Genomic DNA, 12,778 nt, shown 5'->3' on the forward strand with positions numbered 1-12,778 from the left:
GCGACCACGCTGACCTGCTGTCATGCTCGGATCCATGGTCACCGAGACGCTCTCACTCTGGCGCGACGCCGAGCGCTGCTACCGCGTGGTCACCGCCCGCGACTCGCGCTTCGACGGCCAGTTCATCATGGCGGTCCGCACCACCGGGATCTACTGCCGCCCGTCCTGCCCGGCGTCGACGCCGAAGGTGCAGAACGTCCGCTTCTTCCCGACGTCGGCGGCGGCGCAGGCCAACGGCTTCCGCGCCTGCCGCCGCTGCCTGCCGGACGCCGTGCCCGGCTCGCCGGACTGGAACGTGCGCGCCGACCTGGCCGCGCGGGCGATGCGGCTGATCTCCGACGGGACGGTCGAGCGCGAAGGCGTTCCCGGGCTCGCCCGGCGGCTCGGGTACTCGGAACGCCAGCTCGGCCGGGTGCTGACCGCCGAGCTGGGCGCGGGCCCGCTCGCGCTGGCCCGGGCACACCGCGCGCATTCGGCGCGGCTGCTGATCGAGATGTCGGAGCTGCCGCTGACGGACGTCGCCTTCGCGGCGGGTTTCTCCAGCGTGCGGCAGTTCAACGAGACGATCCGCGAAGTGTTCGCGACGACGCCTTCGCAGCTTCGCGCCTTCGCGGCGTCCCGGCGCGGACGACAGAGCAACGTCACCGGAACCCGGCTCAGCCTGCGGTTGCCGTTCCGGCCGCCCTTCGACGCTTCGGGGCTGCTTCGCTTCTTCGCAGACAACGCGGTGCCGGGCGTCGAGGAAGTGACTTCGGAGGCCTACGCCCGCACGCTGCGGCTCTCCTATGGCACCGGTGTCGTGCGGCTGACGCCTTTGGCTGACCACGTGCGCTGCGAGTTGATGCTCACCGACCTGCGCGACCTCGGCAGCGCGGTCAGCCGGGTGCGCCGGCTGCTCGATCTCGACGCCGACCCCGCGGCCGTCACCCGCGTGCTCGGCGCGGACCCGGCGCTGGCCCCGGTGGTCGGGGCCGCGGCGGGGATGCGCGTGCCGGGCACGGTGGACGGCGAAGAACTGCTGCTCCGCGCGGTGCTCGACGTCGTGCCGCCGCTCGGCGACGAGGTGCCGGGCGAATGGGGCGTGACGCGGCTGTTCCCGACGGCCGCCCAGGTCGCGGCCACCGGGCACCCCGTCGCCGCCGCTCTGGCCGAGGGACGACTGGACGTGCACGTCGGCCGCGACGCCGCCGACCTGCGGGCCGAACTGCTGAGCCATGTCGACCCGTCGACCGCGGACTACGTGCTGATGCGGGTCCTCGGCGCTCCGGACGTCCTGCTCGCCGACGACGCGGAAGTCCGCCGCGGCGCCGAGTCGCTCGGGATCTCGCCCGATTCGCTCGCCGAACGGGCGCGCGCGTGGACGCCGTGGTGCTCCTACGCCGGGATGTACCTCCGGCGCGCGGCGACCGTCCCGCTCGCCTGATCCGGCCGGCGCCCGGCCGGTGTCAGCTCTGTTCGCCCTGCCACAGCACGGCCTGGGCGACGATGACCTGCTCGCCGTCGTAGGTCGCGGCCGGCGAGCCGTACAGGCGGTAGCCCAGCTCCAGCGCCTCGCTGACCCGGTGGCAGAACTTGGCGTCGTCCGGGCCGGTGAGCATGCGGTAGCGGGGCAGGCCGTTCGGCGGCTGGTCGGTCATGGCTTCATCTTGGCTCAGTGCTCAGCCCGCGCGCACCTCCAAGGTGGAGCCCGTGCGGGACTTGCGGACGCGCAGCCGGGTCGGGATGCGCTGCCGCAGTTCCTCGACGTGCGACACGAGCCCGACCACCCGCCCGCCGGCCCGCAGTTCGTCGAGGATGTTCATCACGACGTCGAGGGTTTCGGCGTCCAGCGTGCCGAAGCCTTCGTCGACGAACAGCGTGTCCAGGAGCGCGCCGCCGGTCTCCCCGGCGACGACGTCGGCCAGCCCCAGCGCGAGGGCCAGCGATGCGAGGAACGACTCGCCGCCGGACAGGGTTTTCGCCGGTCGGATGGTGCCCGAGTAGTCGTCGAGCACGTCGATGCCCAGCCCGCCGCGGGTGCCGCGCGCGCCGGCCGCGTCCGAGTGCACGAACGAGTACCGGCCCTGGCTCATCGTGCGCAGCCGGTGCGTGGCCGCGACCGCGACTTCCTCGAGGCGTGCCGCCAGGACGTACGACCGCAACGACATCTTGCGGCTGTTCTGCCCGCGCCCGTTGACGACCTCCGCGAGCGCCCGCAGCTCGGCGTACTGCGCTTCGGCCGGAGCCAGCCCGGCCAACGCCTTGCGCAGCAGCCCGGCCAGCCGGGTCAGCTGCTCGTGCTGCGCGGTGGCCACCCGCAGCGCCGCGTACGCGGAATCGGCGCGGGCCCGGGCCAGCTGGGCGGCGTCGGCCGCGCGGCCGACGTCCGCCACGTCGTCCGGCGAGATCCCGAACAGGTCCGGCTCGGCCAGCAGCGCCCGCGCGCCCGCGGCGGCCGCCTCGGCCTCGGCGATGCCCTGCTCCAGCTTCTCGATCTGCTCGTCCGGCAGCATCGCGGCCCGCGCCTTCTTCAGCGACGTGAACCCCTTCGCCTGCACCGCCGCCTCGACCAGCGTTTTCTGCTGGGCAACGCGTTCCCGGGCGCCGGCCACCGCCGTCCGCGCCTCCGCGACGGCCTCCAGGGCCTCGGCCAGGCCGAGGAGGTGCTTCCGCCGCGCGCCGACGTCCGCGAACTCACCCCGCCCGGCGACCAACCGGCGTTCCCGCTCGGCCAGCCGCTCCTCCAAGGCCCGGACGTCGGTGGTGGCTTCGGTGGCCGCCTGTTCGGCTCGGCGCAGCCGTTCGCTCCGGGCTTCCAGGTCGCGTTCCAGCAGCACCACCTGCTGGCCCAGCTTCGCCTTGGCGGCGGCCTGCTCGGTCAGCGCGGCGACGGTGGCGCGGGCTTCCGCCAGCTCGGCGGTGATCGACTCGGCGGTGCGCCCGGCCAGCCGCTCGATCAGCCCGGCCAGCCGCGCCTTCGCCTCCTCTAGCGCGACGACGACCCGCTGCCGCATCACGTCCGCGGCCTGCTCGGCTTCCTCGGCCGCGCGTTCCTCGGCCGGGTCGACCAGCTCGACGTCCCGGCTCGCCTTCGCCGGGTGCTCGGCCGACCCGCACACCGGGCACGGCGCGCCGTCGGCCAACGCGGCGGCCAGCTCGGCCGCCATCCCGTCCAGCCGCCGCTCGCGCAGGTCGAGCCGGCGCTGCCGGGCCGCCTGGTGCGCGTCGACGACTTCGCGCAGTTTCGCTTCGCCTCGCTGGACTTTCGCCTCGGCCTCGGGCAGCTCGGCCGCGTCCCGGGCGAAGGCGCGCAGCTCGTCCACCTTCGCTTTGGCGCCGTCGAGCTTCGCCTCGGCTTCGGCCGCGGTCAGGGCGTCCGCGCGCAGTTTCGCCAGCTGGCCGGGGATCGCCGCCAGTTCACCGGTCAGGTCCTCGACCTGTTGCTGCGCCGTGACGGCGGCGAGCTTCCGGTCGTCCCGCCGCATGACGTCGAGCGCCTGCTGTTCGGCCTCGGCGACCAGCTCGGCGACCGCGCCCGCCTCTTCGTGGGCCGTGGCCGCCCGGGCCTTCAGATCACCGGTCGCCCGGGTGCCGAACTCCCGCAGCCGGGCGCCACGGGCCTTCTCTTCCTGCTCGGCTTCGGCCAGTTCGGCCGCCCGCCTGTCCAGCAGGTCCGCCTCGACAGCGACACCCGTCGCCCGCCGCGCGGCCGCGACTTCCTGCGCCCACTCGGCCCGCTGTGGCGCCTGCTCGGTGATTTCGAGCAGCCGCAGGTGCGCGTTGCGGACCCGCCGGATCTTCTCCGCGCCCGCGCGTTCTTCCTGCAGGTAGACGTCCGCGCGCTGGGCGGCCGAGCGGGCCCGCTCCTCCTCGGCCGTCACCTGCCCGACGCGGGCTTCCGACGCGGCGAGCACGGCGTCGACCCACTCGGCCACGTCCGTCTCGGGCGGGTCCTGCTGGGCCTCCTGCGCGTAGCGGGCCAGCAGCTCCCGGACGTCCCGCTGCCGCGCGTCCAGCTCGCGACCGCGCTCGGCACGCAGGTCGGCAAACCAGCGTTCGACGTCGGCGAAGCGTTCGGTGCCGAACAGCCGCTCCAGGAGTTTCTCGCGCTCGGCGGTGTCCGAACGCAGGAAGCGGGCGAACTCGCCCTGGGGCAGCAGCACCACCTGGAAGAACTGGGCCGCGGTCATCCCGAGCAGCCGCTCGACGGTGCGCGCGACCTCTTCGATCCGGATCAGGCCTTCGGGCGCCAGCCCGGCGGGCGCGGTGCCGATCCAGCTCAGCGACACCCGGGCCTGCTGGGTGGTCGTGCCTTCGCCGCGCCGCTTCGGCCGCTGGTACTCGGGGTTGCGCACGATCTTCAGCCGGTGCCCCTGCACGGTGAGCTCGAGCGCGACCTCGGTGATCTGGTCGGGCTCCGCGAGGTCGCAGCGGAGGCGCTTGGCCTCGTTTCGGGCGCCGGGGACCACGCCGAACAACGCGAACGCGATCGCGTCGAGCAGCGTCGTCTTGCCCGCGCCGGTTTCGCCGTGCAGGAGGAAGAGACCGTCGGCGCCGAGCACGTCGAAGTCGACCACTTCGCGTGCGCAGTACGGCCCGAAGGCTTCGACCTCCAGCCTGTGCAGCCTCATTTCGCGAGGGCCCCCCGGTCGGCCGCTTCCAGGGCCTGGAACAGGAGCTGCTCTTCGCTCTCGGTCGGCGGGGCGCCGCGGCAGTCGTCGAGGAAGCTGCGCGAGACCTCGATGTCGGACCGGCCGCGGACGGCGTCGGAGTAGCGCAGCGGGGCGCCGGCGTGCCCGCCCGCGGGCTCCCACTCCAGGTGCACCGCGTACGGGAACCGCTCGCGCAGCCGCCGCATCGCGTCGACCGGGCGCACGCGGTCGGTGACGGTGACCGACAGGAAGTGGTCTCGGTAGGCGTCGTGCTCCGGGGCTGTCAAGAGGTCCTCGATTTCGCCTTCGAGGGTGGCGAGCCTTCTCGGCACGGGCAGTTCGTGCCGCCGGACCTCGTGCAGGCCGTGCTCGTCCAGGTCGACCAGCCAGACGGATTTGCGTTGGCGCGTTTCGGAAAACGAGTACGCCAGCGGGCTGCCGGAGTACCGCAGGTGCTCGGCGAGCGTCTGCGGGCCGTGGAGGTGGCCCAGTGCCACGTAGTCGACGCCGTCGAAGACCGAGCCGGGCACCTGCTCGACGCCGCCGACCGCGATGGTCCGTTCGCTGTCGGTGGGTTCGCCGCCGGTGACGAAGGCGTGCGCGAGCACGACCGAGCGGACGCCGGGCCGGGTTCCGAGGTCCGCGCGGATCCGGCGCATGGCCTCGGTGAGCACGCCGGTGTGGCCGCGCGCGTCCGGTACGCCGAGTGCGTGACGCGCCGGTTCCGGTTCCAGGTAAGGGATGCCGTAGACGGCGACGGTTCCACGAGCGTCTTCGAGCAGGACCGGTTCGGCCAGCCCGGCGACGGTGGTGCGCAGGTGGAGGCCGCCGGCCGCGGCGAATTCGGCGAAGGCGCCGAGGCGGGGCGCCGAATCGTGGTTTCCGGGCGTGACAACCAGTTGTGCGCCGGCCGCGCGGATCCGGGCGACGGCCCTGGTGGCCACCCGCACGGCTTCGGCGGAGGGGACCGCGCGGTCGTAGATGTCGCCTGCCACCAGGACAGCGTCGATCGCCTCGCCGGCCACGAGGTCGGCGAGGTGCCCGAGCACCGCTTCCTGTTCCGCGAACAGGTCGGCGCCGTGGAACGTGCGGCCGACGTGCCAGTCGGAGGTGTGCAGGAATCTCACGAGGGGCAACGGTACGACCCCGCTCCGACGAAATCGCGCAGGCACGCCGCCTTCTCACTCGAACGTGTGTACTAACACGAGCGGGCAAGATCGGACACGCCCTTCGCGGAATCGATGTGTTCGCAGGTCAGCTACCCAGAGCGACGGATCGGGTGCGGTTTTTGTCGGTGGGGTCCGCCATGATGTCTGCGAGCTCGGAGTCGGGAGCTCGGAGCTCGGAGTTCGGATGGAGGAGGCGAAGTGGCGACAGTGCTGACGACGGCGGCGATCGTGCTGGCGGTCCTGCTGCTGTTCGCCGTCGCGCTGTTGTGGCGGCTGTACCAGGACGGGATGCGCCGGGCGGACGCGGCGGCCCGGCTGGTGGCGGCCGAGCGGGCCAAGGCGGACCAGCAGCAGCTGGCGCTGCGGCGGTACGAGGTGGCGTTCGCCTCGATCAGCGGCCGGGGTGAGCTGGGCGAGCAGGTCCTGGTCGAGACGGCCCGGGCGCTGGGCCTGCGCGAGGACCTGCACTTCACGCTCCAGACGGACTTGGGTGGCGGCGGCTCGGCCAAGCCGGACATGGTCCTGCGCGTGGGCGGCGACCGGACGGTCCCGGTGGACGCGAAGGCGAGCATGGCGACGTGGTCCGAGGCGGTGGAGACGGACGACCCGGACGAGCGGCTGGACGCGTTGCGCGCGCACGTCCGCCAGATCCGCTCCCGCGCGGCCGAGCTGGCGGGCAAGGGCTACCAGCGCTGGGCGGACGCGATCTACGGAACGATCATGTTCGTCCCCTCGGACGCGGCGGTGGTCGCGGCGCTGGACACGGACCCGGAGCTGCTGCGCTGGTTGATCGACCGCCGGGTGTTCCTGTGCGGCCCGACCGGCTTCGGTGTGCTGGCCTCGGCGGCCCTGTTCGCGGCGAGCGACAGAACGCTGGAGGCGGACGTGGAGCAGGTCCGAGCCGGAGCGGCGGCCGCCCACCGCGCAGCGGGTGGCGCGGTGGAGGCGTTGAACCTGTCGAGCACGCACTTGCAGCGGTTCCTGTCGGCGCGACGGCGGGAGCTGGAGGCGCTGGAGACGTTCCGGTCGACGGTGGCGCCGTTGACGGAGGCGTCGGGAAGCCCGGCGGCCGTGCCGACGGTGCGGAAGGGGGACGAGCTGGCGGCTAGTTGAGGGGCGGCGCGGGCGGGGTTGTCCGGCCGGGGTTTCCGGCGGCTGGTCTGGCTTGCGTGCCGGTCGGCGGGTCAGGCAAGCGCGGCCGGGGTTCGGCGAGGCCGATGCCTGCGGTGCGGGCCCAAGCGGCGGTGAGCCGGCCGGAGTTTCGGGCGGCCGGTCCGGGTTGCGAGCAGACCGGCGGGTCGGCGAGCGCGGCCGGGGGTTCGGCGAGGTCATGCCTACGGGTGCGGGCAAGCCGAGCGTGGGTCGGGCGAGAGCGGCCGAGCCTACGGGCGCGCGCAAGCCGAGCGCCGGTCCGACTTGCGAGCCAGCCGACGGGTCGGCGAGCGCGGCCGCGGATCCGGTGAGGCCAGGCCTGCGGGTGCGGGCAACCGAGCGCGGGTCCGGCCGGAGGCACGAAGGCGGGCCAATCGGCGGGGTCCGGCAAGCCCGAGCGCGGGCCCGGCCACGGCCGGTCGGCAGTTTCAGCGGCGTCGATCGGCCAAGGTCGGCGAGCAAGCCACGCCGGGCATGCCACAGCTACTTGCGGCGGCAGCCATCGAGCGGGGCGCAGCCCCAACCCGCCGCCGAGCCGAGTGCGGCCGCCCGGTCGGCGAGCAAGCCAGGCCAAGCGCACACGAGGCGGCAGCCCGGCGGGCCATCGAGCCGGGCGCAACCCCAACCCGCCGCCGAGCCGAGCGCGGTCGCGGCCGCCTGACCAGGCGTAATCGCGGACCCGCCCACCACCACCGGCCCCTCCACCAACCGGCCGGCCCGGCCACCCCTCCGCCCGTGAGTTGTCGTCGGCGACCCGCCCGGGGCACCCTTGCTTCAGCGGGCCGCCGGCTCGCTCGCCAGCGCTGTCGCACGCCGCCGGGGCTTCTCCACCTGAGGCTGTCGGCCCACGTCGGCGGCGGTGCTGGCAAGATCTTCACAACCACGAGATACGGTGTTGCCCTGTGACCGCGATTCGCGATCGCCAGAGCGATCCAGATGCCGACGACGTCCCCGTTGCGTGGGATGAGCGTCCTGTCGTCGGTTCGAGGCGCGGACTGCCCTGGTGGGCGGCTGTCCTGGTCGGCCTCGGCCTGGCGATCGTTGGCGCCCTCCTGGGCAAACCCAGTCAGGGCAGCATCCCGGTGGTCTTCACCGTCTGCTACATCGCCGGGGCCGTGATCGCGGTCTGCGCGGTGAAGCGCCGCGGCCTGTTCGGGCCCATGGTGATGCCGCCGCTGGTGCTGGCCGTGACCGTGCCCGGCGTGATCCTGCTGACGTCCGGCTCGCAGGGCGACGACATGCTGTCGAAGGCGCTAAACATCGGCACCCCGCTGATCAACGGCTTCCCCACCATGGCCATCACCACCGGTATCACGCTGCTGATCGGCTTCGTCCGCATCTTCCGCGAGCGCGACCCGGACGCCCCGAAAAAGGGCAAGAAGACCGACGAGCGGCCGCGGCCGGCCGGTTCGAACCGGACCGGGCAGACGCCGCTCCCGCAAGGCGCCCGCCGGGGCCGGGAAGGCGAACCGCCGCCGCGACGTCCGCGGCCCCCGGCGGACGGCGAACGCCGCACGCCCCGCCAAGGTGCCCCCGCCGAACGCGACCGCGGCACCCGCAAGCCGCCGCCCGCCGGCCGGCGCACGCCGCGTCCGGACGAAGGCGACCCTCGTCGGCGCGAGCCGCGCGGGGACGCTCCGCGGCGGCGTCCGCGCCCGCCCGAGGACGGCCGTGACGCCCCGCCGCCCCGGCGCCCCGCCGGTGGGCGGAGCACTCCGCCGCGCCGGAACCGGCCCTGGGACGAAGAAGAACGCTGACCGACGCGCGCCAAGTGGCATACGCGCGCGATCGGAGGGGGCAGCGACAGGCCCACCAAGGGGCATCACACGTGATCGGAAGGACGACACGCGCGCGCCGAGGGGGCATCGCGCGTGATCAGAGAGCCATCACGCGTGATTGGGAAGCCGACACGCGTGATTGGAGGGACGACACGCGTGATTGGGAGGACGACACGCGTGATTGGGAGGACGACACGCGCACCTCGCCGGACGACACGCGTACTCAGGTGGACGACACGCGTACCTGGTTGGACGACACGGTGGCGGGCCGCGGGGGCGACCCGCCACCGGGCGTGCCTCAGACCTTGCGGAGTTCCTTCGGCGGCGCGAAGGTGATCTTCTCGTTGGCCGTCGTGACCTCGTTTACGTCGGCGTAGCCGCGGTCGGCCAGCCAGGCCAGCAGGTCCATCACCAGCTCGTCCGGGACCGACGCGCCCGAGGTGACACCGACCGTCGTCACGCCCGAAAGCCACGCCTCGTCGACCTCGTGGGCGAAGTCGACCAGGTACGACGCCCGCGCCCCCGCCTTCAGGGCCACCTCGACCAGGCGCTTCGAGTTGGACGAGTTCGTCGACCCGACCACCAGCACCAGGTCGCACTCCGCGGCCATGGCCTTGACCGCGACCTGGCGGTTCGTCGTCGCGTAGCAGATGTCGTCGCTCGGCGGGTCCGCCAGACCCGGGAAGCGCTCGCGGAGCTGGTCGACGCGCTCCATCGTCTCGTCGACCGACAGCGTCGTCTGGGACAGCCAGATCACCTTCGACGGGTCGCGCACCTGGACCTTGTCGACGTCCTCGGCCTTGTCGACCAGCTGGACCTTGTCCGGCGCCTCGCCGGCGGTGCCCTCGACCTCTTCGTGCCCCTCGTGGCCGATCAGCAGGATGTCGTAGTCGTCCTTCGCGAACCGGTTGACCTCCTTGTGCACCTTCGTCACCAGGGGGCAGGTCGCGTCGATCGTGCGCAGGTTCCGGTCCGCGGCCTCCTGGTGCACCATCGGCGAGACGCCGTGGGCGGAGAACACCACCAGCGCACCCTCGGGCACCTCGGACGTCTCGTCGACGAAGATCGCGCCGCGCTCGCGCAGCGTCTCGACGACGTGCTTGTTGTGCACGATCTCCTTGCGGACGTACACCGGCGCGCCGTAGACCTCGAGGGCCTTCTCCACGGCGATCACCGCGCGGTCGACGCCGGCGCAGTAACCACGGGGTTTGGCGAGCAGGACCCGCTTGCCGGAAGCGGTTCCGGTGATCGTCGGGGTACCCGCGGGCTCGATTCCGGGACTCGCTGCACTCATGCCCCCAGGGTACGGGCAGCCACGAGACGACCTCGAAGTCCCTTTCGGGTGAGCTTCGTCCCCCTACCGAGCTGTGCCGGGCGTCACGCGCTGCGCCCGTCCGGTTGGGCAGGAGCGGCGGTCATGCGGCAGGCTGGACCCCATGAAGCCATTCCCGCTCCCCCTCCGGGTCGCCGCGGGCCTCGCCGTCTCCACCGCCGAGCGGGTTCGCGAACTTCCCCGGCAGCTGGCCGGGCTCCCGGTGACCGTGGTCAGCCAGGTGCTGCAGGCCTCCATGCGGGTGCAGCAGCACGTCACCGAGCTGGCGATCAAGGGCGACAGCGCCCTGTCGAGCCTGCGCCCGATCGAGGACACCCCCAGCTGGGCGACGTTCGACGAGGACGCCGAACCGGACGTCCCGCCGGCCCGGCCGAAGTTCGCCGACGTGCCCGAGCCGCGCACGGAGATCAACGGCCGCGTGCCGTCGGCCTCCGAGCTCGAGGCCGAGCTCGGCGATCCGTGGGCCGACGAGGAACGCGCCCTCGCCGAGGACCACGCCGACGGCGAGAACGACAGCGAGGACGAGCCGCCGAAGACGCCCAAGCCCGGCACGCCCAAGATCGACAAGAAGACCAAGAGCGAGACGCCGAGGACCAGCGCCGCGGGGTACGAGGGTCCGGCCGGGCTGACCGGCTACGACCAGCTCACCCTCCCGCAGCTGCGGGCCCGGCTGCGCCAGCTGTCGATCGAGCAGCTCGAGACGATCCTCGAGTACGAACGCGCCCACGCCGACCGCGCGTCGTTCACCGGCATGCTGTCCCGCCGGATCGCCAACGCCCGCAAGACGGAACAGGCCGGGGAAGACGGCGCGGACGGCCAGTGAGCACCGAGTCCGCACAGGCTCCCGCGAGCACCGCGGAAGCGCCGTGGCCGGTCCGGACCGTCGCGCGCAAGATCGGCGACTGGATCCACCGGCTCGGCGCGGTCTGGGTCGAAGGCCAGGTCACGCAGGTCAGCTCGCGCCCGAACACGCAGACGGCGTTCCTGACCTTGCGCGACCCCTCGGCGGACGTCTCGATGTCCGTCACCTGCCCGAACTGGCTGATCCGCGAGATGGAGCCGCCGCTGCGGGAGGGCGCGAGCGTCGTCGTGCACGCGAAGCCGTCGTACTTCTTCGGCCGCGGCACGATCAGCCTGCGCGCCGACCAGATCCGCGCCGTCGGCATCGGTGAGCTGCTGGCCCGGATCGAACGGCTGCGCAAGCTGCTGGCCGCCGAAGGCCTGTTCTCGCCGCAGCGCAAGCGGCCGATCCCGTTCCTGCCGAAGGGCGTCGGGCTGATCACCGGCCGCGCGTCGGCGGCGGAGCGGGACGTGCTGGCCAACGCCCAGCGCCGGTGGCCGCACGTGCGGATCAAGGTGCTCAACACGGCCGTCCAGGGCTCGCAGGCCGTCCCGCAGGTCATGCGGGCGCTGCGGATCTTCGACGCCGACCCCGAGATCGACGTGATCGTCATCGCCCGCGGCGGCGGCAGCGTCGAGGACCTGCTGCCGTTCTCGGACGAAGCGCTCTGCCGCGCGGTGTCGGCCGCCGGCACGCCCGTGGTCAGCGCGATCGGGCACGAGCCCGACACCCCGCTGCTCGACCACGTCGCCGACCTGCGCTGCTCGACGCCGACCGACGCCGGCAAGCGGATCGTGCCGGACGTCCGCGAGGAGACCGAGCGCGTCCGGCAGATGCGCGACCGCGGGCGCCGCGCCCTGCACGGCTGGGTCGACACCCAGGCGCGGCTGCTCAACCAGATCCGCAGCCGCCCGGCGCTGGCCGACCCACTGGGCCCGATCCAGCGGCGGCAGGACGACGTCGACGTCCACCGCGAACGCGCTCGCCGCGCCATGCTGGGCCTGCTGGCCAAGGACCAGGCCGAAATCGCGAACGCGCGGGCCCGGCTCACCGCGCTCGGCCCGGCGGCGACGCTGGCCCGCGGGTACGCGGTCGTGCAGTTCGTCGACGCCGAAGGCAACCTCCAGGTACTCCGCTCCGTCTCCGAAGTCGAGGCCGGTGCCCAGCTGCGCGTGCGCGTGGGCGACGGCGCGATCAAGGCGGTGGCGGAAGGAGAGCAGGAGTGAAGGTGACGTTCCTCCCGCTCACCGTGGACGCCGCCCGTCGGCTGGGCGCGCGTCCGCTGCTGGACCAGGCGGTCCGCACGGACCGGGCCGCCGCCGAGTGCTGGACGGCGCTGCTCGCGGGCTGCGGCACGGCGGCCCGCCGCGACCTCGGCCCGCAGTTGCGCAGGCTGTCCGAGGTGACGTCGATGCAGGTCGGCTCGCGCTGGTGGTTCGCCGAGGGTGCGGGGCACCGCAAGCGGGTGGCCGGGGCGCAGGAGAACCTCGAAGAGGCGATCGCGGACGGTGACGGGCAGGAGTTCGCTCTCGCCTTCGTGGGTTACGACCACGCGATGGCCAGCGCGGTAGTGTGCGCGAACAGCGCCAACCCGTCAGCCCGGAAGGTCGGAGAACACCGAGCGTGAGTGAAACAGCCAGCGAGGAACTCGGCTACGAGCAGGCGCGCGACAGGCTCGTCGAGGTCGTCCGCGAGCTCGAAGCGGGCGGACTGTCGCTCGAGCAGTCGCTCGCGTTGTGGGAGAAGGGCGAGAAGCTCGCGAAGGTCTGTGAGCGGCATCTCGAAGGCGCGCGCGAACGCATCGAAGCTGCTCTCGCGTCCGTGGAGGACGACTCCGAGCAGTGAGGTAGGCCATGCCGACGGTATCTGGAAAC

11 protein-coding genes are annotated in these 12,778 nt (G+C 73.2%); 7 read left to right on the forward strand and 4 right to left on the reverse strand.

Annotated elements, in window-relative coordinates:
• The first annotated feature begins 34 nt into the window (after positions 1-34).
• Positions 35-1,423, forward strand: coding sequence for a DNA-3-methyladenine glycosylase 2 family protein (locus ACWDN5_RS21735; protein WP_449677579.1), 1,389 nt, complete (start codon positions 35-37; stop codon positions 1,421-1,423).
• A 22-nt stretch (positions 1,424-1,445) separates the two neighbouring features.
• Here the strand turns inward: ACWDN5_RS21735 and ACWDN5_RS21740 are convergent, their stop codons facing one another.
• The 3 genes from ACWDN5_RS21740 to ACWDN5_RS21750 are packed head-to-tail and all read right to left on the reverse strand — an operon-like array spanning position 1,446 to position 5,758.
• Positions 1,446-1,637 (reverse strand): DUF1737 domain-containing protein, encoded by a 192-nt coding sequence (locus ACWDN5_RS21740; protein ID WP_310973534.1) that lies wholly within the window; start codon positions 1,635-1,637, stop codon positions 1,446-1,448.
• 21 nt (positions 1,638-1,658) lie between these two features.
• On the reverse strand, positions 1,659-4,610 hold the full coding sequence (locus tag ACWDN5_RS21745) for an AAA family ATPase (protein WP_449677558.1): 2,952 nt from the start codon (positions 4,608-4,610) through the stop codon (positions 1,659-1,661).
• Positions 4,607-5,758, reverse strand: a complete 1,152-nt coding sequence (locus ACWDN5_RS21750; RefSeq protein ID WP_449677559.1) for an exonuclease SbcCD subunit D — start codon at positions 5,756-5,758, stop codon at positions 4,607-4,609. The genes ACWDN5_RS21745 and ACWDN5_RS21750 overlap by 4 nt, the downstream gene beginning before the upstream one ends.
• Positions 5,759-5,998: 240 nt before the next feature.
• Between ACWDN5_RS21750 and ACWDN5_RS21755 the strand changes: the two genes are divergently transcribed.
• Complete coding sequence (locus tag ACWDN5_RS21755; RefSeq protein ID WP_091317766.1) at positions 5,999-6,913, forward strand: DNA recombination protein RmuC; 915 nt, start codon at positions 5,999-6,001, stop codon at positions 6,911-6,913.
• Positions 6,914-7,854: 941 nt separating this feature from the next.
• Positions 7,855-8,709, forward strand: a complete 855-nt coding sequence (locus tag ACWDN5_RS21760; RefSeq protein ID WP_449677560.1) for a DUF6542 domain-containing protein — start codon at positions 7,855-7,857, stop codon at positions 8,707-8,709.
• A gap of 319 nt (positions 8,710-9,028) precedes the next feature.
• On the opposite strand, the gene ACWDN5_RS21765 is transcribed toward ACWDN5_RS21760, so the two are convergent.
• Positions 9,029-10,024, reverse strand: coding sequence for a 4-hydroxy-3-methylbut-2-enyl diphosphate reductase (locus ACWDN5_RS21765; RefSeq protein ID WP_449677561.1), 996 nt, complete (start codon positions 10,022-10,024; stop codon positions 9,029-9,031).
• A gap of 142 nt (positions 10,025-10,166) precedes the next feature.
• Between ACWDN5_RS21765 and ACWDN5_RS21770 the strand changes: the two genes are divergently transcribed.
• Genes ACWDN5_RS21770 through ACWDN5_RS21785 form a run of 4 tightly spaced genes read left to right on the forward strand, consistent with a single transcriptional unit; the run spans position 10,167 to position 12,749 of the window.
• The gene (locus tag ACWDN5_RS21770) at positions 10,167-10,886 is read left to right on the forward strand and encodes a lipid droplet-associated protein (RefSeq protein ID WP_449677562.1); all 720 of its coding nucleotides are present in this window, start codon (positions 10,167-10,169) and stop codon (positions 10,884-10,886) included.
• Entirely contained in the window at positions 10,883-12,130 is a 1,248-nt protein-coding gene (gene xseA, locus ACWDN5_RS21775) for an exodeoxyribonuclease VII large subunit (protein WP_449677563.1), read from the forward strand. Before ACWDN5_RS21770 ends, xseA begins: the two co-directional genes overlap by 4 nt.
• Complete coding sequence (locus ACWDN5_RS21780; RefSeq protein WP_310973545.1) at positions 12,127-12,531, forward strand: hypothetical protein; 405 nt, start codon at positions 12,127-12,129, stop codon at positions 12,529-12,531. Before xseA ends, ACWDN5_RS21780 begins: the two co-directional genes overlap by 4 nt.
• Positions 12,528-12,749, forward strand: a complete 222-nt coding sequence (locus ACWDN5_RS21785) for an exodeoxyribonuclease VII small subunit (RefSeq protein ID WP_308673846.1) — start codon at positions 12,528-12,530, stop codon at positions 12,747-12,749. Before ACWDN5_RS21780 ends, ACWDN5_RS21785 begins: the two co-directional genes overlap by 4 nt.
• Positions 12,750-12,778 lie beyond the last annotated feature (29 nt).

It is taken from the genome of Amycolatopsis sp. NPDC003731 (assembly GCF_053586895.1).

Coding starts and splice junctions, on each gene's coding strand:
- ACWDN5_RS21735 (WP_449677579.1), top strand. CDS start 35: ATGGTCACCGAGACGCTCTCACTCTGGCGCGACGCCGAGCGCTGCTAC.
- ACWDN5_RS21740 (WP_310973534.1), bottom strand. CDS start 1,637: ATGACCGACCAGCCGCCGAACGGCCTGCCCCGCTACCGCATGCTCACC.
- ACWDN5_RS21745 (WP_449677558.1), bottom strand. CDS start 4,610: ATGAGGCTGCACAGGCTGGAGGTCGAAGCCTTCGGGCCGTACTGCGCA.
- ACWDN5_RS21765 (WP_449677561.1), bottom strand. CDS start 10,024: ATGAGTGCAGCGAGTCCCGGAATCGAGCCCGCGGGTACCCCGACGATC.
- ACWDN5_RS21770 (WP_449677562.1), top strand. CDS start 10,167: ATGAAGCCATTCCCGCTCCCCCTCCGGGTCGCCGCGGGCCTCGCCGTC.